We start from the raw sequence: 26,976 nt of genomic DNA on the forward strand, positions 1-26,976 counted from the left end.
TCCCGGCAATACCGGAAGACGATTATGACCCGCTACCCGCGCTGGAAATTCTTCCTGCTCATGGCCGTGCTGTTTGTTTGCGGCCTCTATGCTCTTCCCAACCTGTTCCCCGATGCGCCGGCCGTACAGATCAGCAGTGCCAAGGCCGGTGGCGAGGTGTCCGACAGCGCCAGCCAGCGCGTGCTGCGGCAATTGGATCAGGCGGGTCTGCAACACGGGCCCGGCGAACACATCGACGGCGGCTCCTGGCTGGTGCGCTTCAGCGATAACGACAGCCAGCTCCGTGCCCGAGAGCTTCTCGCCGGCTCCCTCGGCGATGAGTACGTGGTGGCCCTGAACCTGGCACCCACCACTCCAGGCTGGCTGCGTGCCATCGGCGCTTCGCCGATGAACCTGGGGCTGGACTTGCGCGGTGGTGTGCATTTCCTGTTGCAGGTGGACATGGACGCGGTGGTGAACCAGCGCATGGAAGCCTGGGCCGGTCAGATCAAACTGGCGCTGAAAAACGAAGGCATTCGTTACCGCGACGTGCGGCAAGACGGCCAGCAGTTGCGCGTGCAGTTCGCCAACTCCGAAGACGCCGACTCGGCCCGCACTCTGCTGCGTAACGCGCTGCCGGAATTCTCGCTGGACTCCGATCCCGAGCAGCGGGTGCTGGTGTTCAACCTGAACCCGACCGCCCTCAAGGACATGCAGGATTACGCGGTGGATCAGAACCGCACCGCGCTGAATAACCGGGTCAACGAACTGGGCGTGGCCGAGCCGGTGGTGCAACGGCAGGGGGCGGACCGCATCGTCGTGCAACTGCCCGGGGTACAGGACGCGGCCCAGGCCCGCCGTATTCTCGGCCGTACCGCCACCCTGGAATTCCGGCTGGTCAATCAGGACTATCCGGCCAGCCGTGCCGCCACCGGCGTGGCGCCGCCGGGCACCGAGATTTTCCCCTTCCGCGGTCAGGGGGATCGTCCGGTGATTCTGGATCGCGCCAAGATCGCCACCGGTGACGAAGTCACCAACGCGCAGATGGGGTTCGATCCGCAAAACGGCACCCCGCAGGTGAACGTGTCCCTGGATTCCGCCGGTGCCCGCCGGATGCAGCGGGTGACCTCACAGAACGTCGGCAATCCGATGGCGGTGCTGTTCATCGAAACCAAGACCGAGATGCGCTCGCGTACCAATGAGAACGGTGAGACCGAGCAAGTACCGGTGAGCACCACCGACCGTTACGTGATCAACGTGGCCACTATCCAGGACACTCTGGGCAGCCGCTTCCGGATTACAGGTCTGGACAGCCCGGCGGAAGCGTCCGAGCTGGCGCTGCTGCTGCGTGCCGGTTCCCTGGCCGCGCCTGTGACCATCATCGAAGAGCGCACCATCGGTCCCAGCCTGGGGGCGGAAAATATCGAGGCCGGCCTCAAATCCATGGCGCTGGGCATGGTTCTGGTGCTGGTGTTCATGCTGGTCTGGTACAAGGTGTTCGGTATCTTCGCCAATGTGGCGCTGGTCGGTAACCTGTTGATCATCGTCGGTATCATGTCGCTGATTCCCGGCGCCACCCTGACCCTGCCGGGCATCGCTGGTATCGTCCTGACAGTGGGCATGGCGGTGGACGCCAACGTGCTGATCTATGAACGTATCCGGGAAGAATTAAAGAAAGGCGTGCGTCCACGGCAGGCCATCGATGAAGGGTACGCCAAGGCGTTCAGCACCATTCTTGATGCCAACATCACCACCATGATCGTCGCGGTGATCCTGTTCTCCGCCGGCACCGGCTCGGTGCAGGGGTTCGCGGTGACTCTGTTTATCGGCATCCTCTCCTCCATGTTTACCGCCATCGTGGGCACCCGCGCCATGGTGGAAATGGTCTACGGCCGCGGCGCCCGTCCGCCGGCCAAACTGAGTATTTGAGGTGCTTATGAGTAACAAGGCTCCTTTCTCCATCAATTTCCTGGGCATCCGGCGGGTATTCGCGGCGCTGTCGATCATTCTGGTGATCGGCTCCATCGGGCTGCTGGCGACCCAGGGGCTGAATCTGGGGATGGATTTCACCGGTGGCACCTCGGTGGTGGCCAAGGGCGAAAATGAAGTGATCATCGACGATGTGCGTTCCGCGCTGGAAGGCACTCCGTTCGAAGAGGCCACCGTGGTGCGTTACGGATCGCCCCGGGATATCAGTATCCGGGTGCCCACCCTGAACGATATGCCCGCGGATCAGGTAGGGCCGCGGCTTACAGAGGTGGTGGAAAGCAAGCTGCCCGGGCTGAAGGTTCTGCAGGTGGAATTTGTTGGTCCGCAAGTCGGCGACGAACTGCGCGACGAGTCCGGCCTCGCGCTGCTGATGGCGCTGGGCCTGATGTTGGTTTACGTGTGGTTCCGCTTCACCAACAAGTTTGGTGTCGCCACCGTGGTGGCCTTGCTGCACGACGTGATCATCGTCCTGGGTCTGTTCTCGCTGACGCGCTGGACTTTCGATCTGACGGTGCTGGCGGCGGTGCTGGCGTTGATCGGCTACTCGCTGAACGACTCCATCGTGGTGGCGGACCGGATCCGGGAGAACTTCCGCGATACCCGGGAAACCGACGCGGAGAAGATCATCAATGGCTCTCTCAATGAAACCCTGAGTCGGACCATCAACACCTCCTTCACGACGTTGCTGGTATTGATTGCCCTGTTCTTCTTTGGCGGTGAAGTGATGCGTGCCTTCTCCGAAGCGCTGCTGGTGGGGATCGCGGTGGGTACCTACTCGTCCATATACGTGGTCACCAACATGCTGTTCCTGATGAAAGTGGATAAGCAGGACTTCATCATTCCGGAGAAGAAGGAAGTGGACGATATGCCCTGATGGCGGGGTGCCGCCTGGGCCGTTTCGTACGGACTTGCCCACGAAGCCGCTGCAGGCAAGCTCCCACGGAGCGGCTTCGTGGTTCATTGCTGTGGAAGAGGCCCGGGCGGCGCTCCGCTTGGACACGAATGCCTCCGGGCCGCTGGCCATTCGCTTGCAAGCAAGCTCCCACAGCGGCTGTGTAGCATGATCCGTGGGAGACCAGCTTGCTGGCGAATCGGCGTATCAGTGAGCTTGCAGGGCACCATGGAGTTTCCTACAGCGGCCTTGTGGAAACCTCCTGAGAGATTAGCCTCACCCTAGAAATCCTGTTTGGCCATCCACGGAATAATGCGCTCGAACGCCGCCTCGATCTGCTCCAGCGAGGTGGAGTAACTGATCCGTATGGCGTTGGCACAGGATTCGCCAAAGGTGTCCCCTGCCACCGTGCAGACACCGGTCTCTCGCAGCAGCTTCAGCGCCACATTGCCGCCGTTGACGCCTTCCGGAAGCGACGGAAACAGATAGAAGGCCCCCTCGGGCCGGTAGCCGGTCAGGTGCGGTGTCCGCTCCACCAGTTCCACCAATCGATCCCGCCGCCGCTGATATTCGGCCAGCATGGTGTCCACGAATGAGCGGTCGCCGTTCAAGGCCGCCACCCCCGCCCACTGGCAGGGTGTATTGGCCACGGTGGTAGTGAACATGTGATAGCGGCGCAGCTTCTTGATCGCGCCTTGGCTGGCCATCAACCAGCCGATGCGCATCCCCGCCATGCTGAACGTCTTGGAAAAGCTGGAAACCACCATCACGTGGTCGAGGTCGGCGCAGCATGACAGCACACTGGGATATTCTCGCCCGTCATAAACCAGATGGTCGTAAACCTCGTCGCTGATCACATAGACGCCCCGGTAGGCCGCCTCCTGGACGATGGCCTCCACGGTTTCCCGTGGATAGAGCGTACCGGTGGGATTGCTCGGCGAGTTGAGTACGATGGCGCAGGTGTTGTTGTCGATGGCGTCGATGACCGCTTCGGGGTCCAATTGGTGGTTCTGTTCGGCGTGGGTGGGGATCGCCTTGACGACGCCGCCGTTCATGCGGATCAAGGGCGCGTAAAGCATGAAGGCCGGCTCCGGCACGATGAACTCCCGACCCGGCGCGGAGGTGGCGGTGAGTGCCAGATAGATGGCCTCGGTGGCACCGGTGGTGACCATGATGTTTTCCGGCACCAGCGGCCGTTGATAACGATTCCGGTAGTAGTCCGCCAGAGCGTCCAGCAGTTCCGGTAGTCCGGCGTCCATGGTGTAACCGGTCTGGCCGGCTTGCAGCGCCTCCACGGCCGCCTGCACCACGTGCTCCGGTGGCTTGAAATCCGGTTGTCCAATGGACAAATGAATGACGTCGTCCATGGTGGCGGCCAGATTCACCATGCGGCGGATGCCCGGCACCGGCATGGTGTGCAGCGCCGGATTCCAGATCGGGTCCTCGGATTCGTAGAAGTCGATGTCCAGTTCGCTCACGGTGCCTCCTGTCGACGGTGCTTACCCATTGAGAGTGCCTCCGGTCAGTCGACCCCGGCCAGCGGCGGAAACCGTCGCCAGGGCCGTTGCTGTTCGAACTGATGCCCGGCGCGCAGCACCAGGGCGTCATCGAAACGGCGGCCGACGATCTGCAGCCCCATGGGCAAGCCGGCGCTGTCCAGGCCCAGAGGGAGCGACAATGCCGGTTGGCCAGTGAGGTTGAACGGGTAGGTGAAGGGCGTCCAGGTGGGCCAGCGGGTGCTGGGCCAGTCCACGGGTACTTCCCGGGCGGTATCAAAGGCGGTGATTGGCAGTGTCGGCGTCACCAGTAAATCGTATTTCTCATGGAACAGCGCCATCCGTTCCGACAGCGCCAGCCGTTCGTTCACCGCGCCCAGATAGTCGAGCATAGACAGCCGCTCCGCTTTGCTGACCACTTCCATCAGGGCCGGGTCCATCAGCGAGCGCTGGCGCGCGCCCAACTCCCGGCAGGCGTTGGCCGCGCCGCCGTAGAACAGGTGGCCGAAGGCGGCTAGGGGACTGCGAAAGCCCGGATCGGCTTCCACCACCTCCGCGCCCAGCTCCCGCAATACCTTCACCGCTTCATCACAGGCCTGTTCAATGTCGGCGGCCACATCCACGTAGCCCAGATTGCGGCTGTAGGCGATACGCAGTCCTTTGAGGTCGCCGTCCAGGGCGGCCAGATAATCCCGTGGGCGGCGCGGGGCGGCCTGGGCGTCGCGCGAATCCGCTTCGCTCAACACCTGCATCATCAGGGCGCAGTCCGCCACCGTGCGCGTCATCGGTCCGGCGTGGGCCAGCGTGCCGAACGGACTGGCGGGCCAGTGCGGCACTTCGCCGAAGGTCGGTTTGTGTCCGACGATGCCGCAGAAGGCGGCGGGAATGCGAATGGAGCCGCCAGCGTCGGTGCCCAGGGCCAGCGGCGCCATGCCGGCGGCCACCGCCGCCGCCGATCCGCCGCTGGAGCCTCCGGCGGTTTTGGCCGGATCCCAGGGATTGTTGGTGGCGCCGCACAGGGGGCTGTCGGTCACCCCTTTCCAGCCAAACTCCGGCGTCGTGGTCTTGCCCAATGGCACATAGCCGTGGCGTTCCAGTGCCGCCACCGCCGGAGCGCGCTTGCCCAGGGTCTTGACCGGATCGACGGTGCGCGAGCCTTTCAGGGTGGGCCACATCGGGGTGAGGAAAACATCCTTGATCGCCACCGGAACGCCGTCCAGCAAGCCCTGGCTATCATCGCGCAGATAGCGTTGCTCGGCCTCCCGGGCGGAGGTCAGAGTGGTATCACGATCAATCAGACACCAGGCATTCAATGCCGGGTCCTGTTGCTCGATCTGATCGAGCAGGGTTTCGGTCACCTCCACCGGGGACAATGCCCGGCTTTGGTAGGCTTGCCGCAATGCCCGCGCGCTCAGGGCGCGTATATCCTCGCTCATGGATGGCCTCCTCCGCTGGTGGCGGTGCCGGCACGGGGGTGGAGGAACGGCGCGAGGCGAGGTCAGCGTTGACCGTAACCCCGCTGCGTATCCACCGGATTGCGCAGGGGCTGCCCCCGGCGCCAGCGCTCAAAGTTGTCCACGAACTGGTGGCCCAGGGCGGCACGCCAGCCTTGGGCGTCGCCGGCCATGTGGGCGGAAATCATCACATTGGGGTAGTCCCAGAGCGGGTGATCGGTGGGCAGCGGCTCCTGCTCGAATACGTCCAGGGCGGCGCCACCCAGGTGGCCGCCATCAAGAGCGGCGAGCAGAGCGCGGGTGTCCACAATGGCACCGCGGCCCACATTGACCAATACCGCGCCGGGTTTCATCCGCGCGAAGGTGTCGCTATTGAACAGCCCCTCGGTCTGGCGGGTCAGCGGCGCGGTAATGATCACGTAGTCGGCATCACCCAGCAGTGCCGGCAGATCCTCCTGGGCATGGACCCGGGCAAAGGCGTCGTCATGTTGTCGCGCCCGCCGCGCGGTGCCGATCACTTCCATGCCCAGGGCGCCGAGCAGGGTTGCCACTTCCCGGCCGATGGAACCCGCGCCGACCACCAGCGCGCTTTGCTGGCGCAGCATTTTGGTTTCCCGGTGCCGCCACTGCCGTTGCCGCTGATAGCGCAGATTGCCCAGGGTGTCCTTGGCGAACAGCAGCAGCGCGCCCAGCACGTATTCGGCGATACCGCGATCGAAGATGCCGGCGGCGTTGGTGACCGGAATATCGCTGTCCCGCAGAGGCGGAATCATCAGTGCGTCGACGCCGGCGCTGGTGGCATGCACCCAACGAATCGGACAGGGGGAGGGCCAGGCCCGTTCCAGCGCGTCGACGCGAAAGTCGGTGACCACCAGCACATCGGTTTCCGCCAGCCGGGGCGCCAGACCATCGACGCCACGGTGCTGGTGGATCCGGGCCAGGCCTTCCAGGCTTTCCAGGCCGGGCAGATCGGGCTCGTCCTCGGCCAGCAATACGGTAACCCGCGGCAACGTCATGCCGTGTTCTCCAGCGCGTCTTCGAAGGTATCCACCGCCAGATCGATTTCCTGACGGCTTGCCGTCAAGGGCGGCAGCCAGCGCACCACCTGACCATGGGTGCCGCAGCGCAGCAGCAACAGGCCGGCCTGTTCGCACCGGGACAGCAGCGTTTGGGCGCGTTCGCCGTCGGGCTGGCCGGGGGCGCGGACCATCTCGACGCCCAGCATCAGGCCCTTGCCGCGCACCTCGTCGATGTCGTCGTGTTTGCGAGCCAGTGCCTCCAGGCGTTCACGCAGATAGCGGCCGTGCCCGGCGGCCTGGTTGACCAGATCCTCTTCCTCGATCACCTCCAGGGTGGCGAGAGCGGCGGCACAGGACACCGCGTTGGCACCGTAGGTGCCGCCCTGGGAACCGGGGCGTCCCTGGGCCATCAAGCCCTTGGCGGCGGCCACGGCGGATAGTGGATAGCCGCTGGCTAACCCCTTGGCGGTGACCACTATGTCCGGCTGGATCCGGGCATGCTCGTGGCTCCAGAAGCGGCCGGTACGGCCGTAACCGGCCTGAATCTCATCAGCGATCAGCAGGATGCCATGGCGGTCGCAGCGCTCGCGCAGACCGGCCAGGAACGAGGCCGGTGCCGGGTAGTAACCGAACTCCCCCTGTACTGGTTCGATGATCAGCGCGGCGGTATCGTGCGGCGGACTCTGGGTCAACAACAGTTCGTCGAGCTGACGCAGACAAAAGGCGCTGGTGGCTTCTTCATCCCAACCGTACAAGTAGGTGTGCGGGAACGGCGCGAAGAACACTCCTGCCATCATCGGCCCCCACCCGCTGCGCACCTTGGTGGTGGAACTGGTCAGCGAGGCCGCCGCCAGGGTGCGGCCGTGAAAGCCGCCTTGAAAGGCGATCAGATTAGGGCGGCCGGTGGCATGCCGCGCCAGCCGGATGGCGGTTTCCACGGCTTCGCTGCCGGAGTTGGAGAATGCCACGGCATCGAGGCCGGCGGGCAGATGCTCACTGAGCCGGTCGGTGAGGCGCAGCATGTTGGGGTGGGTGACGGTGGTGTACTGGGCGTGGACCAGGCGGGCCACCTGTTCCTGGGCGGCGGCCACCACCTTGGGGTGGCAATGGCCGGTGGCGGTGACGCCGATGCCGGAGGTGAAATCCAGCCAGCGATGCCCCTCGGCATCGAACAACCAGCTTCCTTCGCCGCGCTCCGCGCAGATGCCGCTGGATTGCACCAGCAATGGAGACAGATGATGCATCGCTCTCTCCTCCGTGTCGTAGAGCCCTTGAACAGGCTTCTAAGCCCCGGGGGCCAGCGCCGATGCCGTTCGGCTTACCGTAGAGCGTTGGCTATGCGCCGGCCCACGGCATCGGTGCCACTGACCGGATGTCCGGCAGCGAGATCCGTAATCAGCGTCTCATGCAATTGGTGTGCGGCGCTATAAAAAAGCCGACTTTTTTCATTCGAGTTCTTAATATCGGCGGTGGCATCCGAGCGCTGCCCCAACCGTTTTCCTAACCGTTCTCCTAACCATTGCAACAGCAGCGCCAGACTGAACAAAGTGGCGCGCGGGTCGGCCAGATTGCGGCCGGCGATATCCGGCGCCGAGCCGTGGGTCGGTTCAAACAGCGCCGGCACATCGAGGTCGGCGGGATTGATATTGGCGGAAGGCGCCACCCCCAAACCACCGGCCAGGACCGCGGCCAGATCGGTAAGAATGTCGCCGTGCAGGTTGCTGGCCACCACCACATCGAAGCGCCAGGGACACTGCACGAACTTCATCGCCGCCGCGTCCACCAGCTCGTGGTGGGTGGCGACATCGGCGTACTGCGCCGCCACCTGCTGGAAAACGCGGTCATAAAGATCACCCCAGAAGGCCTGGGCATTGCGTTTGGTGATCAGGCAAACCTGGGACTCCCGGGTTTCGCCTCCGGGGCCGGTGAAAGCACGCACCCGTTTTTCTTCACGGCGCTCCCTGGCCCGTTGTCGGGCCCGCTCGAAAGCATGGCGGATCAGCCGCTCGGTGGCGGCGTAGGTGAACACTTCCAACTGGGTGGCGACTTCGTCTTCGGTGCCGGCGCGCAGGCGGCCGCCCTGGCCGGCGTATTCCCCTTCGCTGTTTTCTCGAATCACCAGCATATCCAGTTCTGTGGCGCGTGGATCGGACAGGTAGCAGGGGACACCGGGATAGTAGCGGGCGGGGCGTTCACAGGCCCAGAGATTGAGCGATTTGCGCAGCGTCAGCAAAGGGGCGAGGGAAATGCTGTCGGGCAGACGATAGCGGTCCGGCTGATCCAGCGGGCCGGGATCCCCTAACGCCCCCAAGAGCAAGGCATCGTAGCCGAGCAACTGATCCAGAGCGTCGTCCGGCATCATGCTGCCGTGCTGCCGGTGCCATTCGGTGGCGGGCCAGGGGAGAACCCGGTAATCCAGCGGCAACCGGTGCCGCTGGACCAGGGTATCGAGGACCGGCACGGTGGCGGCCATCACCTCGCCGCCGATACCGTCACCGGGCAGTAACGCGATGGAAACCATGGGCGGCTCCTTGAAACGGGCAGCGCTAACGCGCTGCCGTGGTCATTACCGTCCGCGCGATCAGCCCATGCAGAGGTATTTCGCTTCCAGATACTCTTCCATGCCGTAATGGGAGCCTTCACGGCCCAGGCCGGATTCCTTGACGCCGCCGAACGGGGCGGCGGCGTTGGAGATCAAACCTTCGTTGATACCCACCATACCGGCTTCCAGCGCTTCCGCCACGCGCCACACGCGGTGAATGTTTTCGCTGTAGAAGTAGGAAGCAAGGCCGAACGGGGTGTCGTTGGCCAGTTGGATCGCATCCTGTTCGTCCTGGAAACGGATCACCGCGGCCAGCGGGCCGAAGGTCTCTTCGTGGCAAAATTCCATGTCCTGGGTGGCGCCGGTGATCAGGGTCGGTTGCACGAAGTTGCCGCCGCGTTCATGAGCGGCGCCGCCGACCACCACTTTGGCACCCTTGGATTTGGCGTCCTCGATGTGCTCAAGCACTTTTTTCACCGCGCCACCGTTGATCAACGGTGCCTGGGTGACGCCGTCCTCGAAGCCATCGCCCACTTTCAGTTGATTGATCGCCGCCGCCAGTTTTTCCACGAAGGCATCGTGCACGCCGTCCTGTACCAGGAACCGGTTCACGCACACACAGGTCTGCCCGGTGTTGCGGAATTTGCTGGCGATGGCGCCTTCCACGGCTTTGTCCAGATCGGCGTCGTCGAAGACGATGAACGGCGCGTTGCCGCCCAGTTCCAGGGACACCTTCTGAATGTGTTCGGCGCACTGCGCCATCAACTGGCTGCCCACTTCGGTGGAGCCGGTGAAGCTGACTTTGCGCACCACCGGAGACTGGGTGATGGTGGTGGAAATGGCGGCGGCGGAACCGGTGATCACATTGATCACACCGGCGGGAATGCCGGCCCGGGTAGCCAGTTCACCCAGTGCCAGCGCGGAGTAGGGGGTGGCGCTGGCCGGTTTGACCACCATGGTGCAACCGGCGGCCAGGGCGGCGCCGGCCTTGCGGGTGATCATGGAGGAGGGGAAGTTCCAGGGGGTGATCGCGGCGGTCACCCCGATGGGTTGTTTGATCACCACGATACGCTGGCCGGGACGGGCTCCGGGAATGGTGTCGCCATAGGCGCGCCGGGCTTCCTCGGCGAACCATTTCAGGAAGGAGGCGGCGTAGGCGATTTCGCCCTTGGATTCGGCCAACGGTTTGCCTTGCTCCAGGGTCATGATGGTGGCCAGGTCGTCCTGGTGCGCCATCATCAACTCATACCAGGCGTAGAGCAGTTTGCCGCGCTCCTCGGCGGTTTTGTCACGCCAGGCGGGCAGGGCGTTGTCGGCGGCGGCGATGGCCTGCCGGGTTCCCTCTTCCGCCATGCGGGGCACGGTGCCGATGATGTCACCGGTGGCGGGATTGTCCACGTCCAGGGTGGCGCCACCCTCGGCATCACACCACTGCCCGTTAATGAAACACTGCTGGCGGAACAGATCAGAGTCCTTGAGGTTGTGCTGGGTCATGGCGTGGCTCTCCTGAAAGCGCATCAAAGGCAAGAGGCGCAGTCGTGCGACCGCGCCCGTGAAAATAGAGGTATAGAGTTACGCTAGCAGAGCCCGGCGCGCAATCCCATCCCCTGGTAAATCGGATTTACAAATCAGGGTGATCGAGAAAAACAGGCGGGCGGCGGGCCCGCCGGGAGCGAGCCCGCGCAGGGCTTATTGGCGGCGCAGAGCCGCGGTGAGATGGGGCTGGATTTTCTGCAGCAGGCCCTTGAAGACCTTGGGCGCTCCGGCCACCACATGGCCGAAGTCCAGGTGCCCGTGGCCGCCGGCGAGATCGCCCACCAGCCCCCCGGCCTCGGTGACCAGCAGCGTCCCCGCGGCCATGTCCCAGGGCGCCAGGCCGATCTCGAAGAAGCCGTCCATGCGACCGGCGGCGACCCAGGCCAGATCGAGGGCGGCGGAACCGGGGCGGCGCAGACCGGAGGCGGATTCGGCGATGGATTTGAACATGCCGAGATAAGCATCCAGGTGCTGGATCAGTTCGGCGCGGAGGGGAAAGCCGGTGCCGATCAGGGCGCCGGCCAGACCGGCGCGCTTGCTGACCCGGATACGGCGGCCGTTGAGGGACGCACCGCGACCGCGGCTGGCGGTGAATTCCTCATCCCGCAGCGGATCGTAGACCACCGCGTGCTCGACCCGGCCTTTGATGGCCAGGGCAATGGATACGCAATATTGAGGAAAGCCGTGGATGAAGTTGGTGGTGCCGTCCAGAGGATCGATGATCCACTGATAATCGACACCTTCACCGGTGCCGGCGATTTCGCCGCCTTCTTCGGCGAGGATGCCGTGTTGCGGATAGGCTTTGCGAATCACCTCGATGATGCGAGCTTCGGCCGCCCGGTCCACCTGGGTGACGAAGTCGTTCATGCCCTTTTGATCCACGGTCAGGGGATCGTTGTTCTCCGCCGCGCGGCGGATCAGATTGCCCGCCTGGCGGGCGGCTCGCAGAGCAATGTTCACTTGCGGCGCGTGCATGCCGGTATCCTGTCGGTTTAAAAGAGCGATTCGGCCAACGGCCGTGTTGCCGCGAAGTTTAGCAGAGGCGGAGGACCGTGGGCAGGTGAGAATCTGTTAAACTCCCTTCTTTCCCGTGATCTGGATACATCATGTTAGATAACGTGCGCGTGGTGATGGTGGGGACCACCCACCCGGGCAATATCGGCGCGGCGGCCCGTGCCATGAAGACCATGGGGCTGAGCGACCTGCGCCTGGTGACGCCCAAGATCTACCCCAGTGCCGAAGCCACGTCCCGTGCCTCCGGCGCTGGTGACATTCTCGCCGCGGCCCGGGTTTGCGAGAGCCTGGACGAAGCCCTGGAAGGCGCCACTCTGGTGGTGGGCACCAGTGCCCGCCGCCGCCGTATCCCCTGGCCCTGCCTGACGCCACGTGAGCTTGGCCAGCAACTGGAACAGGAGCCCGCCGATGCTCGTATCGCGGTGCTGTTCGGGCGTGAGGATCGTGGCCTGACCAACGAAGAACTGCACCGCTGTAACCTGCATGTTTCCGTGCCCACCAACCCGGAGTATGGTGTGCTGAACGTGGCGTCGGCGGTGCAGTTGATTGCCTATGAACTGCGTTTGGTGCTGGCTGACGACGACACCGTGCCGAAGGCTGCGCGGGCCAATCGCGCCACCATGACGCCACCCCGGATGTACTGGGACGAGCCGGCGGCCAGCAACGACGCGGTCCAGCACTTCCTCGATCATCTGGAGCGGATCATGGTGCGCAGTGACTTCCTGGACCCGGAGAAACCGGCCCAGGTGATGACCCGCATGCGGCGATTGTTCCTGCGCGCACGCCCCGACAGAATGGAAATCAATATCCTGCGCGGCACCCTGGTGGCCATTGAGAAGGCCCTGGATGACCGCTCATAGAGCAGGCAAACAGGCTCTCAGAGGTAACTATGTTCGAGCAGATCAAAGAGGACATCCAATCCGTCTTTCACCGTGACCCGGCGGCGCGTAACACCCTTGAGGTATTGCTGAATTATCCGGGGCTGCACGCCGTCTTGTTCCACCGGCTGGCGCACTGGTGTTGGCGGCATGGTATGAAACTGCTCGCGCGTCTGATCTCCACCTTCAGCCGCTGGCTGACCGGCATCGAGATTCATCCGGGGGCGCGCATTGGCCGGCGCTTTTTCATCGATCACGGCATGGGCGTGGTGATCGGCGAAACGGCGGAAATCGGTGACGATGTCACGCTCTATCACGGCGTCACCCTGGGCGGCACCAGCTGGAACAAGGGCAAACGCCACCCGACGCTGGAAGACGGTGTGGTGGTCGGCGCCGGCGCCAAGGTGCTGGGGCCGTTCACCGTGCACAAGAACGCCAAGATCGGTTCCAACTCGGTGGTGACCAAGGAGGTGCCGGAAGGGGCCACGGTGATCGGTATCCCCGGACGGGTGATTCGCCAGCCGGCCTCCGAGCAGGAGCGCAATCGCCAGGAGATGGCCGAGAAGATCGGCTTCCAGGCTTACGGTGTCAGCAATGACATGCCCGACCCGGTGGCGGAGGCCATTGGGACGCTGCTGGATCATATGCACGCGGTGGATGGCAAGCTGGACCGGGTGTGCGAGAACCTGCGCCGCCAGGGCATCCAGGGCTGTGACGAGCAGCTGCCGGAATTGAAGGATGAGGACTTCGAGTCCATCAAGGCCCGGGAAGGCACCGACTGACGGACTGGCGCGGCGGTACCCAGAACAACAACATCAAATAACGAGGGCAGGGCATGATCGCGAGACTTTTCCCGCTGTGGGCGATTCTGTTTTCCATCTTTGCCTATTTCATGCCGGCGCCGCTGGCGGCGTTGTCCGACTGGATCGTGCCGCTGCTGATGGTGATCATGTTCGGTATGGGGCTGACCCTGACCTGGGAGGACTTCCTGCGTGTATTCAGGGCCCCCGGCGTCATTGGCCTGGGGGTGGTCCTGCAATACCTGGTCATGCCGCTGGCCGCGCTGCTGGTGGCCAAGGTCCTGGCCTTGCCCACGGAAGTGATGGTCGGTCTGGTGATCGTCGGCGCCTGTCCCGGCGGTACCGCGTCCAATGTGATTTGCTATCTGGCCCGGGCCGATGTGGCGCTCTCCATCGCCATGACTGCTGTTTCCACCCTGGTGGCGGTGTTGGCCACGCCGGCTTTGGTGTGGCTGTATCTGGGCGAAACCCTGCCCGTGCCGGTGGCGGCGATGCTGGTTTCCCTGGTGAAGATCGTTTTATTGCCGGTGGTCGGCGGCACCCTGATCAATTCTTTACTGGGGCCGAAGCTGGATCGGGTGCGTGAGGCCTTCCCGCTGATTTCCGTGGCCGCCATCGTCCTGGTAATCGGCATCATCGTGGCTCTGAACCAATCCCGTATCGCCAGTGGTGGTGTTCTGGTGATGCTGGCGGTGGTGCTGCACAACAGTATCGGCCTGGCCGCCGGCTATGGCGTTGCCAGACTGTTCCGCTTTGATGCGCGCCGCGCCCGCACGCTCGCCATCGAAGTGGGTATGCAGAATTCCGGTCTCGGCGTGGCGCTGGCGGTGAAACATTTCACCGCCATGGCCGCCTTGCCCGGTGCTTTGTTCAGCGTCTGGCATAACCTCTCCGGCGCGGTGCTGGCCTGGTATTGGCGGCGCCAGTCCGAGTCCGCCGAAGCGGCTCAGTCTGATGAAGAGGCTCGTGGCAACGTCAGATAAACCCCGGCCAGCATCAGCGGGGCGCCAAGCAAATGGTGAAGTCCCAGGGTCTGGCCGAGGATCAACCAGGCGAACAGGGCGGTGAAAAACGGCGTGCTGAGGCGGATTACCGTGGCTGCCGTGGGGGTGATGCGCTGGCAGGCCAGCGGGTAGAGATAGCCGGGGGCGAGGGTGGAGAACAGCGCCAACCCCACAAACAATCCCCATTGCGGCCACTCGGGCAACGTCAGCGTCGGCAGAGCGAATGGCAGGCTGACCAGCGCGCCCAGCAGGCAACTGATCAATACCACGGTCCAACCCTGTCCCTGTAAACGCGGCCCGACCAGTGAATACAAAGCCATGGTCAGAGCGGCGCCCAGACCGCAGAAATTACCGAGCGCGGGAAGGCGGCCGGTGGTCGCTGCGGCGCTGCCGGTAATCAGCACCAACACACCGGTAAACGCCAGAACCCCGCCTGCTATCTCACGGCCACGTAAAGCCTCCCGCCGGCAAACGCGAATCAACATAACGAAGAACGGTGAGGTGGAGACCAACAGCGAGACGCTGACCACGTTGCTGAAATAAAAACCGACGGTGGCGAACAGATAATAGGCGGCCAGCAGGGCGCCCGCGCCATAGCCGTCGCGGGTCGGTTTGCGGATGCCGCCGGAGAGCAGTAGTGCCGGTACCAGTAATGCGGCGGCGGTAACGAAACGGAATAACAGCGTGGAAGACACCGGTAGAACCGTCAGCAGCGCTACCCAGATACCGGTGGCCCCCCAGAGTGCGCTGGTGCCGAAGGCGTATCCCGTTCCCTGCAGTTGAGTGCGATCCATCAATGGGGCTTCCTTCCGGGGCCGGATGGGGCGGAGCAGAGGGCGCTCAGCGGCCAGCCCAATGCGTTTCGGCCCAGCGGTTGAGCGCCAGCAGCGTGGTCCCCAACTCCTCGCCGGCCTGGCTGAGACGATAACCGGTTCCGTCTTCCCGTTGAACCAGGCCCGACTCGCGCAGGATTTTCAATCGATCGTTCAGGACCGTGGGCGACACCTGGTCGCAACGTTGACGCAAGGCTCTGAAGGACAGCGGCGAATCGCGCAACTCCCACAAAATACGGAGCGTCCAGCGCTGCCCGAGAATATCCAGCAACACCATGATCGGGCGGCCGGTGGTCGATCCCCGGACCGGTTGGTTGACGGTCTTCTTGGTCATGGCGATTCCTTGTTGAAGGACTTGACTGCTACATAAAAAGTAGCGGAGACTGAGTCTGTGCTACACATATTGTAGCGACCAGGAGACGACAATGACACATGACTTGATGCCCCTTTCGGGACCGCCATTCGACAGCGAGACTCAGGCCATACTGGACAAATACTACCCGCAGCGGGACGGCGTGGTGTTGAGCCTGTTCCGGGTTTTCGCCCGCAGTCCCCGTCTGTTACGCAAACTCGGCGCGGCGGGACTGCTGGATGAGGCCAGCCCGTTACCTTTACGTCATCGGGAGATTGTGATCTTGCGTACCACCGCGCGCCATGGGTGCGAGTACGAGTGGGGCGTGCACGCCAGGGTTTTCGCCAAGGCCGCGGGGCTGGATGAGGCGCAGCTGATCGCTACCCGGCACGGGGTGGCGGAGGCTCCATGTTGGACCGAGGTGGAACAAGCCCTGATCCGGGTGGTTGATGAACTGCTTGGTGGCGGTGATTTGAGCGAGGAAGCGCACTCGTTGTTCGCCCGGCACTGGGAAACGGAACAGCAACTGGAAGTGCTGGCGTTGTGCGGGTTCTATTCCACCGTCAGTTTCATCGCTAACACCGCCCGACTGGCGCCGGAGCCCTGGGCGCGGCGTTTTCCCGATGCCGGTGAAGCCGACGCGCCGGCCTGACTCTCTTTCACCATGCCGGAAGCGGGCCGGTTGAGGAGAGTGATACGCAGACAGTGGTGGATTCTATTTCTATGGTGAGAACGGAGCTGGTGTTTCGCTGAAGAAAAACGGCCTCAGATTCGGATGGCGGCGAAGCGTTCCCGCAGCCATTTGGCCGCTGGACCACAGGGGCGCTGTTTGTGCCAGACCAGCTCCACCGCCACCGGCAGATCAAAATCGTCGAACTGCAGTTCCGGGATCGCCAGATCCGCCGCCACCGGTGACGCCTTGATCACATGGCTGGAGACAAAGGCCCAGCCGATACCCTGACGCACCAGTTGCAGGATCACCCAGTGGCTTTCCACCCACCACACTTCCGGTGCCACTCGTAAACGCTGTTTCTCGGGGCCGTCGTTACGCGCGGCCACCAGAATCTGGCGATGGCGTTTCAGATCCTCCCAGTCCACCCGTACGTTGGCCAAAGGGTGTTGTTTACCGCAGACCATTTTGATCGGCACCCAGCCAAGGGTTTGGAAGCCCAGCTCGGTGGGCAGAATTTCCTGACGCCACATCACACCGATGTCGGCCTGGCCGGTCAGTACCAGACGGCTGACGTCCTCCATCATCGGGAACAGCAGCTCCAGTTCCACATGGGGGAAGTGCCGGGCGAATTCGGCGAACACCTCGGCCATGGCCTGCTCTGGATAAATCTCGTCGATCGCCACCACCAGCCGCTGTTCCACATGAGCTTCGAAACTGCGAGCCACACCGATCAGGTGTTCGCGCCGGTCGAGGATCACCCGGGCCTCCAGCAGCAGCCGTTCCCCGGCCGGGGTCAGGGAGGGGCTGCGCCCGGCGCGGCTGAACAGCGCCAGCCCCAGATCCTCTTCCAGGTTGGAAATCTGGGTGCTGACGGCGGATTGGGCCTTGCGCAGTCGCCGGGCGGCGGCGGAGAACGAGCCGGTCTCGGCGGCGACGACGAAGGCCTGAAGCTGGTCCAGAGAAACACTCATCTATCTGAAATTTAGATGGCAACTAACTTTATTAATGCGATATTGAAGATAGATTAGGCGCACGTCAAATCATCAAGGAGTGCTCCATCATGGCATTGCGTACGGCTCAGGACCGGGTTCGTCACGCGGTTCTGTTCGAGGTCATCGGGTTGGCCATCATGATCCCGGTCGGCGCTTACCTGTTCCAGTTGCCGGCTGCCCACATGGGCGTGTTGGGAGTGGCCGGTGCCACCATCGCCACCGTGTGGAATTTCGTATTCAACCTGGGATTCGACCACGCCATGTTCCGTTGGCTGGGCCATACCAGGAAAACCCTGCGCATGCGGGTAGGGCATGCGCTGCTGTTCGAAGGTGGCTTGCTGGTAATGCTGCTGCCGATGGTGGCTTGGTATCTGGGGATCGGTTTGATGCAGGCGCTGATGATGGACCTCGCCATGGTGCTGTTCTATCTGTTCTATGCCTTCGGTTTCAACTGGGCCTATGACCGGGTGTTTCCGGTGGCGCCGATGGCGCAAGCGGCGATTTGAAGACGGCCCGCTGATTATCCAAAAGTCAGGTCGGCGGGAGCCGCTCATGCATCATGCTGGTGCATGAGCGGCTCCTGTATTAACATGGACGCCGTCAAATCCTGAACGAACGGATTCTCCCTCATGAATGTGATCGCAACTCCCGTCGCTGTAGCTGTCCGGTTCCCCGGCGACCGCGTACGCGATCATGGCATGTCCCCACCGGTTTCCTCCGTCGTCACGGCGGTTCGGACATCCGTTGCCGTGGTACGCCAAGTCGTTCGCGGCTGATACCGCTGATTTACCTCCCTGACCTGCTTTAACGGCTTCGCCGCCCGGTTTCCGCGGCGTCAGGTCGGGGTCCGTTCGTATTCGATGGATGAGTGTTTCATGAAAACGGAAAATAACTTCTGGGCGGCCCAGGGCGCCATGGCCACGTTCGTGTTGCTGTGGGGCAGTGCCGCCATCGTCACTCGTTGGGGGTTGGACCACGGCTCGGTTCTTGCCCTCTTGATTTTGCGTTTTGCTCTGGCGCTGGGCGTCTTGCTGCTGATCCGGGGTGGGCGCTTGCTGCCTCCTCGAGGACAGCGTCTGCCCGTGGCTGGCGTCGGCTTGTTGCTGATTGGTTTTTATACCCTGTGTTACTTCCTGGCTTTGGAGTATGAGGTCACACCGGGACTATTGGCCACGGTGCTGGGGGCTCAGCCGATCCTTACTCTGGTTCTCACCGAGCGGCGTTTTTCTCCGTGGCGTCTGGCCGGGCTGCTGCTGGCTTTGCTGGGGCTGACACTGGTGGTCTACCAGAGTCTGGTGTTGGCCAGGTTGTCCTGGACCGGTATGGCGTTTGCCATGGGTGCCTTGCTTTGTGTCACCGTGGGCGCGCTTTGGCAGAAACGTATCGCGCTGCCGCCGAGTGAGGTGCTGCCATTACAGTACGCGGTGACTCTTGTGTTGTGCGTGTTGCTGATCCCGTTCCAGCCCTTTCATTGGCAATGGAGTGTGGGGTTCCTGGTGCCGGTGGTCTGGATGGGGCTGGGCGTCTCGGTGGCGGCGCAGTTGCTGCTTTATCGAATGATTCGCTCCGGTAATCTGGTTAATGTGACCAGCCTGTTCTACCTGGTTCCGGTGGTGACGGTAGTGCTGGATTACCTGGTGTTCGGCAACGCTTTGTCGGTTATGTCGTTGGCCGGGATGATCGCGATCCTGGCCGGGCTGGCGGTGGTGCATGGCCGGCGGGAGCGGGTGCCCACCGAGTAGCAAGGTGAGAAAGCCATAATCCCGAAAAAAGAAGAACGGAGGGAAGCGGTCCCGGCGGTTTATGCCGGGCGCTTTCCTCTTATACTGTTGGTTCGCTTGTGTCATCCAGGGCGACGTACGGCTCGCAGTTTTCCGCTGCCACCGCCACCGCAGAAGAAACGCTCCCGGCCATCGGATTCGAGCCCTGATACGCCCATTCCGGCCGGCATCTCAATGCGTTCCAGAAGTTCTCCGCTGGTGGCGTCGATACGTCGTAGTTCACTTTCATCGTTTTCCCAAGTGCCGTGCCACAACTCGCCTTCCACCCAGGTTACTCCGGTGACGAAGCGGTTGGACTCAAGAGTACGTAGAATCGCCCCGGTTTCCGGATCGACCTGATGGATCTTGCGACTGCGATGCTGTCCAACCCAGAGTACGCCTTCGCCCCAGGCGAGACCCGAGTTGCCGCCTTCGGGCGCGGGGAGTGTGGCGATGACCGTGCCACTTCGCGGGTCGATCTTCTGTATCCGGTCGCCGCTGATCTGAAACAAATATTGCCCGTCGAAAGCGGTTCCCGCATCCGCGGGGACGTTCAATGAGCGCACGGTTTCAGCGCTCTCGGGATCCAAGGAGGTGAGCGTCTCCCCGGTGGCAAGCCAGACGTGCCGGCCGTCGAAGGACACGCCGTGGACGGCGTTGATGTCGGGGAAAGGTCCGTATTCACGGAGCAGATCGGCTGCTGATGTCTTCATGAGGTTGTCCTCGTTGCTACACTAGGTGTTTTCATCCTAGCCACCCGGCAGCGGGGCAGGGAGTAACAACGTTGTCGTGAATCCGGGAATCGGAGGAAGCAGCCAGCGGCGAGCGCGGCCTTGACCAAAACATTGCACCTTTTCCGCCCGAGCCAGCGATTCCAACGCTCTTTGCACGGTACGTTGACTGGCGCCCAATGCCAGCGCCAGAGCCGAACTGGACCAGGCCTCGCCGTCGGCAAGCAGGGCCAGCATGGCGGCGTGTTTTCCGTCCACCGGAGGGGCGAGCACGGCCACCTCCATGCCGGGCCCGGGAGCCAGGGTGAAACCCCGGTGGGTTGCTTTTATGCCGACGTGGCCTCGCAGGTGCTGACGCAGGCGCCCGATTTCCACCCGCAGCCGGGCGCGGTGGGAATCGTCGGCGAAGCGGGTTCGGAATACCCTTTCAATGAGGGCGTCTCTGGATACGTCTTGCGGCCAGGCCTCGGCCAGCATGCGGGCCAGCGCGAGCAGTACCGGGCGTCCCATGAGCGGAACCGTGATGCGACCGCGACGGACCAGATGCCGGCATTCATCCACGATCAGCGTGTCGGAAGCGAACAGCGTTTCCACTTCCTCCAGCAGTAGAGTTCGTTGCCGGCCTGCATGAATCAATCGCGCCGCTGGCACCGTCAGCGTGATCGCGACCTGTTCCACCTCCGCGATCAGAGCTGGAATGCCGCTTTGGCGTGCCGCCTTGTCGGCACGGACAAAAGCGGCTCGGGCCCGCCGTGTTCGCAGACGACGCAGGGCGATGCCGGCGATCACCAATTCATGGGCGGCTTGTAAGGGAGGAGGGTAGAACGAGGCGTCGATTCCGGACAGTCCCAGCTCCGCGTCGTCAAGACGGCCAAGCAGCAGTTGGCGCCGGATTCGGATATGTCGGGCATGGGCGGCGTTGATCCGCTCGCCGTGCTTTTTCAGCGTTGATCTTGCCAACTCAAGAGGCTGCTCGGACCAACCCAGATCGCGTGACGCCAGCGCGACCTCGGCTTGGGCGACGATGCAGCGGGCCCGAGCCAGAGCCTCTTTTTTTCCGAAGGCCCGAGCCGCGTCTTTCAGCAGAGCACCGGCCCGAGTCAAGTCCCCGAGTTGCGCCAGCGCAATGCCGCGCATGGCCAGCGCGGCGGCGTCATCACGCAGGGCGACCTGGTTGAGCGCGGCCAGCGGATCGCCCGCCGCGAGAGCACGAGCCGCCGCCGTGATCAATGAATCCATCGGAATCCCGCCATCTTTGTTACTCACGCTGCCCGCTGGTTGATACCTAGCATAGCCCATGACCAACAATCACTTGGAGGGCATCATCATGACAAGCCACGTTATTGGAACCCATGAAGAATGGTTGAAGGCGCGGTTACAACTGTTGCGGGAGGAAAAGGAACTGACACGGCGCGGCGATGAGTTGGCACGGCGGCGGCAGGCTCTGCCTTGGGTGCCGGTGGACAAGAGCTATGTGTTTGAAACCGATAGGGGCAATGCTTCCCTGGCCGATCTGTTCGAGGGGCGATCCCAACTGCTGATCTACCATTTCATGTTCGGCCCCGATTGGAAGGCGGGGTGTCCATCCTGTTCGATGATCGCTGATGGCTTCAATGGTTTCGTCACGCATTTGGCGCGGCACGATGTCATGTTGTGGGCCGTCTCCCGGGCACCATTACAGAAGCTGTGCTCTTTCAAGCAGCGTATGGGTTGGGATTTTTCCTGGGCCTCTTCGCAACACAGCGATTTCAATTTCGACTTTTCCGCCTCGTACACCAAACAGCAACAAAGCGAAGGCATTGAATATAACTTCCATCGCGAACCGGAACGGCCCTGGCGCGCGAATAAGGAAGGTGGCGGCGAGGAAGCGGAAGCCACGTTCGCGGCTATGTGTGGCGTGGATGCACCGACCTTTGAACGGGATCGGCCGGGCATGAGCGCCTTTATACTCGAAGACGGCGTGGTCTATCACACCTACTCCACTTACGCCCGCGGCCTCGATGGCCTTTGGGGAGCTTACCAATGGCTTGACCGGGCTCCCAAAGGGCGCAACGAAAGCGGTGGTGTCTGGTGGCGGCACCGTGACGCCTATGAGCCTGTGTAGATAACCGGCTGGCATGGGAGAAACAGCGATGAATAATGGAGCTGAAAGGCGGCCCACTTCCGGTGTGGCCGGCTTTCTCGCCTTCGCGGCCACCCCTCTGTGTATCATGATGGCATTGATGACCGGGCTGGCCGGCTCTCATCATTCGGCGCATGACTTGTCCTGGTTGACGGGAATGGCGGCGATGTATGTTCTGATGGGCGTGCTGCACTCGGCGCCCTGGCTGGACCGGTTGTCTCGTTGGTGACGGCATGAAGTGGGTTCAAACCAAAAGTCTGAAAACGGCATGCCGGACTTGATCCGGCATCGCTCCACGGCGGGATCATTCCGGCAGGAACAGGCAACAGTGCGGTATTGACCTGACATTGCTTTTTGTCGGATGTTGATAAACATCATTCGGTGACGAATGTCGCAAACAAGCCATGGAACCGTAGTGGCCGGATGCGTGTTTTTTTGCACGGCTCTTGATTTGCGGTATGAACTCAGGCCCTTATTCAGGGGCTGCCACGCCAATTTGCAACGCGAAGGAGTTCGTCATGACGCAACTGAAAATCAATGGCAAAACCAGGGACGTTGAGGTTCCCGAGGAGATGCCCCTGTTGTGGGTGTTGCGCGATGAACTCGGTATGACCGGTACAAAATTCGGTTGTGGCATGGCGTTATGTGGTGCCTGCACCGTGCACCTTGATGGCGCCCCCATTCGTTCATGCGTCACACCGGCTTCCGCGGCGTCGGGGCGTGAAATTTCGACCATTGAGGGTATGGCATCCGACCGTGTCGGCCAGGTAGTGCAGCAGGCCTGGGTTGAGCACAACGTGGCCCAGTGTGGCTATTGCCAGGCCGGGCAGATCATGACGGCGGTGGGGTTGCTTAAGAAGACGCCGGCGCCCACGGAAGAGCAGATTGATGGCGCCATGGGCGGCAATATTTGCCGTTGTGGCACCTACCCGCGTATTCGTGCCGCGATCAAGCAGGCGGCGGGCCGTCTGGCGCAAGGAGGCGAATAATGTCCACGACCTTACAACTTTCCCGGCGCCGTTTCCTCCAGGGCAGCCTGGGGGCATTGACGTTGGCGGTGACCTCGGGGGGGCTGGTTACCATCGCCAGAGCCGCGGATGCGGATGCCAAGAAATACGGTGCCGACTCCATGCCGGGCGGTACGGTGGACGATCCTCTGGTTTTCGTGTCCATCGCCGAGGACGGCACGGTCACCATAGTGGCGCATCGTGCCGAGATGGGAACCGGCGTGCGTACCAGTCTGCCCATGGTGGTGGCCGATGAAATGGAGGCCGACTGGGATCGCGTGCGGGTGGTGCAAGCGGAAGCCAACGAGGCCCGTTATGGCAACCAGAATGTGGACGGCTCGCGTAGCATGCGCCATTTTCTGATGCCGATGCGACGTGTGGGCGCGGCGGCCCGACAGATGTTGGAAGCGGCGGCCGCCGTCCGCTGGTCGGTGCCGGTGTCCGAGGTCAGGGCGGTGCGGCATGAGGTGATTCACCAAAGCTCCGGGCGACGTCTGGGCTATGGTGAGCTGGCGGCCGACGCGGCCCGGCAACCGGTGCCCGGAACGGAGCAGCTCAAACTCAAGACGCGTGACGACTATCGTTACATAGGTAAGGACCAGGTGCGCCTGGTCGACCTGGAGGCCATTGGCAAGGGCCAGGCCACCTATGGCATGGATATGCGTCTGCCTGGCATGGTTTACGCCGTGGTGGCGCGCCCGCCCGTGGTGGGCGGCAAGCCGCGCCGTTTCGACAGTGAGAAAGCTCTGGCCGTGCCCGGTGTCGTGAAGGTGGTGGAGATTCCCGCTTTCCAGGGGGCGCCGGCATTCCAGCCGCTGGGCGGTGTCGCCGTGGTGGCGCGCAACACCTGGGCCGCGATCAAGGGCCGCGAAGCTCTGGAGATAGAGTGGGACGACGGCCCCAACGGTGGCTACCACTCCGCCGACTTCCGCGAGACACTGGCGCAGGCCTCGCGTGCAACGGGTAAAACCATTCGTGATAACGGTGATGCCGTGAGCGTGTGGAACGACGCCGCCGAGACGGAGCGGTTCGCCGCTGACTACTACATCCCGCATTTGGCGCATGCGTCGATGGAACCGCCGGTAGCCACGGTGCTGATCAAGGAGGGTCGCGCCGAGGTCTGGACCTCGGTGCAGAATCCGGCGGCGGCGCAACAGGCGGTCGCGGCACGACTGAAACTCAAACCCGAGGACGTCAAGGTCAACGTGCTGCTGCTGGGCGGCGGCTTCGGCCGGAAATCCAAACCGGATTATGTTGACGAAGCGGCCATCGTTGCCCGGGCCATGCCCGAAGGGACGCCGGTCAAGCTGGTATGGACCCGCGAAGACGACATCCACCACGACTACCTGCACACCGTTTCGGCGGAACGGCTGGAAGCAGTCATCGACCAGGCCGGAAAGGTTCAGTCCTGGCTGCATCGCAGCGCCGCCCCCACTATTGCCTCGTTGTTCGCCGAGGGCGCCAAGGGGCAGCAGCTTTTCGAGTCGGCCATGTCGGCCATCAACATGCCTTACCGGATTCCGAATGTACGGGTCGAAACCGCGGAGGTCGCCGCCCACGCGCGCATCGGCTGGTTCCGGTCGGTGGCCAACATTCCTCATGCTTTCGCGGCGCAATGTTTCATCGCCGAACTGGCGCACCGCGCCGGCAAGGACCACCGGCAGTTCGCGCTCGATCTGATTGGTCCGCCACGCCGCATCGATCCCGGCGACATGGCTGACACCTGGAACTACACCGAGTCACCGGAACGCTATCCTTACGACACGGGCCGTTTGCGTGGCGTCATCGAGGCCGCCTGCCAAGGCGCCAAATGGGGACGGGAGCTTCCCAAGGGGCATGGTCTGGGCCTGGCCTTCTGTTACAGCTTCATGAGCTACACCGCCACCGTGGTCGAGGTGGCCGTGGACGAGAAGGGCGCGGTCCGGGTGCTGGCGGTGGACATGGCCATGGACTGTGGCCCACAGATCAACCCCGAGCGCATTCGTGCCCAGATGGAAGGCGGCGCGGTCATGGGGTTGAGTCTGGCCCTCACCAGCGAGATTACCTTCGAGAAAGGGCGTGTAAAACAGAGCAATTTCCACGACTACCAGGTGCTGCGCCACAACGCCTCGCCGCGGGTGATACGTACTCATCTGCTCAACGATGACCATGATTTGCCGCCGGGCGGCGTGGGCGAGCCGCCGGTGCCACCGGTGGCTCCGGCCCTGTGCAATGCCATCTTCGCCGCCACCGGTAAGCGCGTGCGCAGCTTGCCGGTGGGGACGGTGACCTGAATGTGGCAAGTCGGATCGCGGATTGATCTGTTTCGGAGTCGGTCTTGAAGGAACACCATTGGGTTCACGCATCGCCGGTCCGAACGCTGCGGACCGATGACCCGCTCGAACTGCTGAAATTCGCGCGGGCCAGCTTCCGCGGAGGCGGTGTGGCGATCGCCATGCTCGTTGACATAAGAGGAGGGGCGGCGCGCTCGCTCGGTTCGCAGGTCGTGGTCACCGAGGAGGGCGAATTCGCCGGCTTTGTTTCCGGCGGCTGTGTGGAAGCGGCCGTCGCCGCCGAGGCGCTTCTCGCGCTGGCCGAGGGCCGTGATCGCTCCGTGCTCTACGGCGAGGGCTCGCCATTTTTTGACATCGTACTGCCCTGCGGAGGCGGCATCACCGTCGCCATTCATGTACTCAGAGACATCGACGCCATCGATCAGGTTATCGCGTGTCTCGACAAGCGCGGTCCGGCCGGGCTGGCTTACTCTCCGCAACAGCAAACGTTGAGGTGCGTTGCGTCACCGGAACAGGCCGGGTGGCGCGATGACACCTTTGTGTCGGTCTATCGTCCGGTGACGCGGGTGGTGATATCCGGGGGCGGCATTGAAGCGGAACGCGTCGCCCTGCTGGCGGAATGCTCGGGCTACGATGCCGTCGTTCTCGACCCGTCGCGGGCCAGGGAAGGGTTGGACGGGGTGGCTGATGCCCATAGCGCCATTGTGCTTCTGCATCACGATCTGGATGTGGAACTGCCGTTCCTGGAAAAGGCGCTGAACGCTCCGGGCTTTTATCTCGGCGCCCTGGGCAGTACCCGAACCCACCGTAAACGCATCGAACGTTTGCTCGGCCTCGGTTTCAGTGATGAGGACGTGGCCCGGATCAAGGCGCCGATTGGCCTGTTCGGGCCGGCGCGAGAGGCGTCGTCCCTGGCCATTTCGGTGCTCGCCGATGTCGCCGCGACGCGCTTGGTGACCTTTGTCTGAATCCCGGTAAGGTGGATCGTGCCCGGTGCTGGCGGGGTGTCAGATTTTCAGCACGCCGCCCGCCCGGATGACCGCTTCTGGCGTGTCCACATCAAGAAGCGCGGCCGGGCCGGTTTCCACGTCGAGGACCGGCAACTCCGACCGCTCGATCAATGATCGAGCTCCGGTATCGCCAGACAGCTGCCGCATGTCGTTGTAAAGGGCCTCGGGAATGATGACGGGATTGCCGCGTTGCCCGTCGCAGCTTGCGCGCACGATCACGTTACCGCCGTGCTGGCGAAATGCCTGGACCAGCCGGTGGACATGATCCGGGGTGATCGCCGGCATGTCGGCCAGCATCACCAGAGTGCCGCCGGTTTTCATGATCGCCGGATGAGCAAACCCGCAAGCCAGGGAACTGCCGATGCCGGTGCCATGGGCGGGATTGAATTGCGGTTCCACCTCGAGTTCACTCAGTGCCGACTCGACTTGTGAGTGCTGATGTCCGGTGACCGCGATGACCGGGCAAAGGCGGGACGACAACAAGGTTTGCGCTGATCGTCTTACCAGCGGACAGCCGTCGAATTCGGCCAGCAATTTATGGTGTGATCCCATGCGGCGGGCCTCACCGGCGGCGAGCAACAAACCAGCGACCGTGATCTTCCTGCCTGGCACCGATAGCC

General features: G+C 63.0%; 26 protein-coding genes. 13 read left to right on the forward strand and 13 right to left on the reverse strand.

Features of this window, described 5'->3' with window-relative positions:
* Positions 1–24: 24 nt before the first annotated feature.
* Together secD and secF are read left to right on the forward strand one after the other, a co-directional pair.
* Positions 25–1,908, forward strand: a complete 1,884-nt coding sequence (gene secD / locus E0L37_RS14115) for a protein translocase subunit SecD (protein WP_201303685.1) — start codon at positions 25–27, stop codon at positions 1,906–1,908.
* 7 nt (positions 1,909–1,915) lie between these two features.
* On the forward strand, positions 1,916–2,842 hold the full coding sequence (gene secF, locus E0L37_RS14120; RefSeq protein WP_133492361.1) for a protein translocase subunit SecF: 927 nt from the start codon (positions 1,916–1,918) through the stop codon (positions 2,840–2,842).
* A gap of 299 nt (positions 2,843–3,141) precedes the next feature.
* Here the strand turns inward: secF and E0L37_RS14125 are convergent, their stop codons facing one another.
* The 7 genes from E0L37_RS14125 to suhB all read right to left on the reverse strand — a co-directional run bounded on the left by E0L37_RS14125 (position 3,142) and on the right by suhB (position 11,882).
* Positions 3,142–4,338, reverse strand: a complete 1,197-nt coding sequence (locus E0L37_RS14125) for a pyridoxal phosphate-dependent aminotransferase (RefSeq protein ID WP_133492362.1) — start codon at positions 4,336–4,338, stop codon at positions 3,142–3,144.
* 44 nt (positions 4,339–4,382) lie between these two features.
* Complete coding sequence (locus E0L37_RS14130) at positions 4,383–5,792, reverse strand: amidase (RefSeq protein WP_133492363.1); 1,410 nt, start codon at positions 5,790–5,792, stop codon at positions 4,383–4,385.
* Positions 5,793–5,854: 62 nt separating this feature from the next.
* On the reverse strand, positions 5,855–6,826 hold the full coding sequence (locus E0L37_RS14135) for a D-2-hydroxyacid dehydrogenase (RefSeq protein ID WP_133492364.1): 972 nt from the start codon (positions 6,824–6,826) through the stop codon (positions 5,855–5,857).
* Entirely contained in the window at positions 6,823–8,073 is a 1,251-nt protein-coding gene (locus E0L37_RS14140; protein WP_133492365.1) for an aspartate aminotransferase family protein, read from the reverse strand. Before E0L37_RS14140 ends, E0L37_RS14135 begins: the two co-directional genes overlap by 4 nt.
* Positions 8,074–8,147: 74 nt before the next feature.
* Positions 8,148–9,350, reverse strand: a complete 1,203-nt coding sequence (locus E0L37_RS14145) for an isocitrate/isopropylmalate dehydrogenase family protein (RefSeq protein ID WP_133492366.1) — start codon at positions 9,348–9,350, stop codon at positions 8,148–8,150.
* A 60-nt stretch (positions 9,351–9,410) separates the two neighbouring features.
* On the reverse strand, positions 9,411–10,865 hold the full coding sequence (locus E0L37_RS14150) for an NAD-dependent succinate-semialdehyde dehydrogenase (RefSeq protein WP_133492367.1): 1,455 nt from the start codon (positions 10,863–10,865) through the stop codon (positions 9,411–9,413).
* A 195-nt stretch (positions 10,866–11,060) separates the two neighbouring features.
* Entirely contained in the window at positions 11,061–11,882 is an 822-nt protein-coding gene (gene suhB / locus E0L37_RS14155) for an inositol-1-monophosphatase (RefSeq protein WP_133492368.1), read from the reverse strand.
* Positions 11,883–12,013: 131 nt separating this feature from the next.
* Between suhB and E0L37_RS14160 the strand changes: the two genes are divergently transcribed.
* Genes E0L37_RS14160 through E0L37_RS14170 form a run of 3 tightly spaced genes read left to right on the forward strand, consistent with a single transcriptional unit; the run spans position 12,014 to position 14,582 of the window.
* Positions 12,014–12,781, forward strand: a complete 768-nt coding sequence (locus tag E0L37_RS14160) for an RNA methyltransferase (RefSeq protein ID WP_133492369.1) — start codon at positions 12,014–12,016, stop codon at positions 12,779–12,781.
* 29 nt (positions 12,782–12,810) lie between these two features.
* Positions 12,811–13,581, forward strand: coding sequence for a serine O-acetyltransferase (gene cysE / locus E0L37_RS14165; RefSeq protein ID WP_133492370.1), 771 nt, complete (start codon positions 12,811–12,813; stop codon positions 13,579–13,581).
* Between the two features lie 53 nt (positions 13,582–13,634).
* Positions 13,635–14,582 carry a bile acid:sodium symporter family protein gene (locus E0L37_RS14170; protein ID WP_133492371.1) on the forward strand — a complete coding sequence of 316 codons (948 nt, stop codon included), beginning with the start codon at positions 13,635–13,637 and terminating at the stop codon, positions 14,580–14,582.
* Here E0L37_RS14170 and E0L37_RS14175 read toward each other — a convergent pair.
* Together E0L37_RS14175 and E0L37_RS14180 are read right to left on the reverse strand one after the other, a co-directional pair.
* The gene (locus tag E0L37_RS14175; protein ID WP_133492372.1) at positions 14,546–15,397 is read right to left on the reverse strand and encodes a DMT family transporter; all 852 of its coding nucleotides are present in this window, start codon (positions 15,395–15,397) and stop codon (positions 14,546–14,548) included. The two genes, E0L37_RS14170 and E0L37_RS14175, sit on opposite strands and share 37 nt — an antisense overlap.
* 46 nt (positions 15,398–15,443) lie before the next feature.
* The gene (locus tag E0L37_RS14180; RefSeq protein ID WP_133492373.1) at positions 15,444–15,770 is read right to left on the reverse strand and encodes a helix-turn-helix domain-containing protein; all 327 of its coding nucleotides are present in this window, start codon (positions 15,768–15,770) and stop codon (positions 15,444–15,446) included.
* A 91-nt stretch (positions 15,771–15,861) separates the two neighbouring features.
* On the opposite strand from E0L37_RS14180, the gene E0L37_RS14185 reads away from it, so the two are divergent.
* A complete protein-coding gene (locus tag E0L37_RS14185) occupies positions 15,862–16,440 on the forward strand; it encodes a carboxymuconolactone decarboxylase family protein (protein ID WP_133492374.1) in 579 nt (192 codons plus the stop codon).
* A 113-nt stretch (positions 16,441–16,553) separates the two neighbouring features.
* On the opposite strand, the gene E0L37_RS14190 is transcribed toward E0L37_RS14185, so the two are convergent.
* Positions 16,554–17,432 carry a LysR family transcriptional regulator gene (locus E0L37_RS14190; protein ID WP_133492375.1) on the reverse strand — a complete coding sequence of 293 codons (879 nt, stop codon included), beginning with the start codon at positions 17,430–17,432 and terminating at the stop codon, positions 16,554–16,556.
* Between the two features lie 89 nt (positions 17,433–17,521).
* On the opposite strand from E0L37_RS14190, the gene E0L37_RS14195 reads away from it, so the two are divergent.
* On the forward strand, positions 17,522–17,959 hold the full coding sequence (locus E0L37_RS14195) for a PACE efflux transporter (protein WP_133492376.1): 438 nt from the start codon (positions 17,522–17,524) through the stop codon (positions 17,957–17,959).
* A 369-nt stretch (positions 17,960–18,328) separates the two neighbouring features.
* A complete protein-coding gene (locus E0L37_RS14200) occupies positions 18,329–19,195 on the forward strand; it encodes a DMT family transporter (protein ID WP_133492377.1) in 867 nt (288 codons plus the stop codon).
* Positions 19,196–19,296: 101 nt separating this feature from the next.
* Here E0L37_RS14200 and E0L37_RS14205 read toward each other — a convergent pair whose 3' ends face one another.
* The gene (locus E0L37_RS14205) at positions 19,297–19,926 is read right to left on the reverse strand and encodes a PQQ-binding-like beta-propeller repeat protein (protein WP_133492378.1); all 630 of its coding nucleotides are present in this window, start codon (positions 19,924–19,926) and stop codon (positions 19,297–19,299) included.
* 36 nt (positions 19,927–19,962) lie between these two features.
* Positions 19,963–21,183, reverse strand: coding sequence for a helix-turn-helix domain-containing protein (locus E0L37_RS14210; protein WP_133492379.1), 1,221 nt, complete (start codon positions 21,181–21,183; stop codon positions 19,963–19,965).
* An 88-nt stretch (positions 21,184–21,271) separates the two neighbouring features.
* On the opposite strand from E0L37_RS14210, the gene E0L37_RS14215 reads away from it, so the two are divergent.
* The 5 genes from E0L37_RS14215 to E0L37_RS14235 all read left to right on the forward strand — a co-directional run bounded on the left by E0L37_RS14215 (position 21,272) and on the right by E0L37_RS14235 (position 26,314).
* The gene (locus E0L37_RS14215) at positions 21,272–22,048 is read left to right on the forward strand and encodes a DUF899 domain-containing protein (protein ID WP_133492380.1); all 777 of its coding nucleotides are present in this window, start codon (positions 21,272–21,274) and stop codon (positions 22,046–22,048) included.
* A gap of 28 nt (positions 22,049–22,076) precedes the next feature.
* Positions 22,077–22,295, forward strand: a complete 219-nt coding sequence (locus E0L37_RS14220) for a hypothetical protein (RefSeq protein ID WP_133492381.1) — start codon at positions 22,077–22,079, stop codon at positions 22,293–22,295.
* A 289-nt stretch (positions 22,296–22,584) separates the two neighbouring features.
* On the forward strand, positions 22,585–23,055 hold the full coding sequence (locus tag E0L37_RS14225) for a (2Fe-2S)-binding protein (protein WP_133492382.1): 471 nt from the start codon (positions 22,585–22,587) through the stop codon (positions 23,053–23,055).
* Positions 23,055–25,346: a xanthine dehydrogenase family protein molybdopterin-binding subunit gene (locus E0L37_RS14230; protein ID WP_133492383.1), complete on the forward strand. Its 2,292-nt coding sequence runs from the start codon at positions 23,055–23,057 to the stop codon at positions 25,344–25,346. The genes E0L37_RS14225 and E0L37_RS14230 overlap by 1 nt, the downstream gene beginning before the upstream one ends.
* A 44-nt stretch (positions 25,347–25,390) precedes the next feature.
* Positions 25,391–26,314 (forward strand): XdhC family protein, encoded by a 924-nt coding sequence (locus E0L37_RS14235; protein ID WP_133492384.1) that lies wholly within the window; start codon positions 25,391–25,393, stop codon positions 26,312–26,314.
* Between the two features lie 39 nt (positions 26,315–26,353).
* Here the strand turns inward: E0L37_RS14235 and E0L37_RS14240 are convergent, their stop codons facing one another.
* Entirely contained in the window at positions 26,354–26,968 is a 615-nt protein-coding gene (locus tag E0L37_RS14240; RefSeq protein ID WP_133492385.1) for an NTP transferase domain-containing protein, read from the reverse strand.
* Between the last annotated feature and the right edge of the window lie 8 nt (positions 26,969–26,976).

Origin of the sequence: Alcanivorax sp. 24 (assembly GCF_004360225.1) — a bacterium.
Taxonomy (GTDB): domain Bacteria; phylum Pseudomonadota; class Gammaproteobacteria; order Pseudomonadales; family Alcanivoracaceae; genus Alloalcanivorax; species Alloalcanivorax xiamenensis.

Bases quoted from the DNA above. Each gene is read 5' to 3' on its own strand.
- secD (WP_201303685.1), top strand. From the start codon at position 25: ATGACCCGCTACCCGCGCTGGAAATTCTTCCTGCTCATGGCCGTGCTG.
- secF (WP_133492361.1), top strand. From the start codon at position 1,916: ATGAGTAACAAGGCTCCTTTCTCCATCAATTTCCTGGGCATCCGGCGG.
- E0L37_RS14130 (WP_133492363.1), bottom strand. From the start codon at position 5,792: ATGAGCGAGGATATACGCGCCCTGAGCGCGCGGGCATTGCGGCAAGCC.
- E0L37_RS14135 (WP_133492364.1), bottom strand. From the start codon at position 6,826: ATGACGTTGCCGCGGGTTACCGTATTGCTGGCCGAGGACGAGCCCGAT.
- E0L37_RS14140 (WP_133492365.1), bottom strand. From the start codon at position 8,073: ATGCATCATCTGTCTCCATTGCTGGTGCAATCCAGCGGCATCTGCGCG.
- E0L37_RS14145 (WP_133492366.1), bottom strand. From the start codon at position 9,350: ATGGTTTCCATCGCGTTACTGCCCGGTGACGGTATCGGCGGCGAGGTG.
- E0L37_RS14150 (WP_133492367.1), bottom strand. From the start codon at position 10,865: ATGACCCAGCACAACCTCAAGGACTCTGATCTGTTCCGCCAGCAGTGT.
- suhB (WP_133492368.1), bottom strand. From the start codon at position 11,882: ATGCACGCGCCGCAAGTGAACATTGCTCTGCGAGCCGCCCGCCAGGCG.
- E0L37_RS14160 (WP_133492369.1), top strand. From the start codon at position 12,014: ATGTTAGATAACGTGCGCGTGGTGATGGTGGGGACCACCCACCCGGGC.
- cysE (WP_133492370.1), top strand. From the start codon at position 12,811: ATGTTCGAGCAGATCAAAGAGGACATCCAATCCGTCTTTCACCGTGAC.
- E0L37_RS14170 (WP_133492371.1), top strand. From the start codon at position 13,635: ATGATCGCGAGACTTTTCCCGCTGTGGGCGATTCTGTTTTCCATCTTT.
- E0L37_RS14175 (WP_133492372.1), bottom strand. From the start codon at position 15,397: ATGGATCGCACTCAACTGCAGGGAACGGGATACGCCTTCGGCACCAGC.
- E0L37_RS14180 (WP_133492373.1), bottom strand. From the start codon at position 15,770: ATGACCAAGAAGACCGTCAACCAACCGGTCCGGGGATCGACCACCGGC.
- E0L37_RS14185 (WP_133492374.1), top strand. From the start codon at position 15,862: ATGACACATGACTTGATGCCCCTTTCGGGACCGCCATTCGACAGCGAG.
- E0L37_RS14190 (WP_133492375.1), bottom strand. From the start codon at position 17,432: ATGAGTGTTTCTCTGGACCAGCTTCAGGCCTTCGTCGTCGCCGCCGAG.
- E0L37_RS14195 (WP_133492376.1), top strand. From the start codon at position 17,522: ATGGCATTGCGTACGGCTCAGGACCGGGTTCGTCACGCGGTTCTGTTC.
- E0L37_RS14200 (WP_133492377.1), top strand. From the start codon at position 18,329: ATGAAAACGGAAAATAACTTCTGGGCGGCCCAGGGCGCCATGGCCACG.
- E0L37_RS14205 (WP_133492378.1), bottom strand. From the start codon at position 19,926: ATGAAGACATCAGCAGCCGATCTGCTCCGTGAATACGGACCTTTCCCC.
- E0L37_RS14210 (WP_133492379.1), bottom strand. From the start codon at position 21,183: ATGGATTCATTGATCACGGCGGCGGCTCGTGCTCTCGCGGCGGGCGAT.
- E0L37_RS14215 (WP_133492380.1), top strand. From the start codon at position 21,272: ATGACAAGCCACGTTATTGGAACCCATGAAGAATGGTTGAAGGCGCGG.
- E0L37_RS14220 (WP_133492381.1), top strand. From the start codon at position 22,077: ATGAATAATGGAGCTGAAAGGCGGCCCACTTCCGGTGTGGCCGGCTTT.
- E0L37_RS14225 (WP_133492382.1), top strand. From the start codon at position 22,585: ATGACGCAACTGAAAATCAATGGCAAAACCAGGGACGTTGAGGTTCCC.
- E0L37_RS14230 (WP_133492383.1), top strand. From the start codon at position 23,055: ATGTCCACGACCTTACAACTTTCCCGGCGCCGTTTCCTCCAGGGCAGC.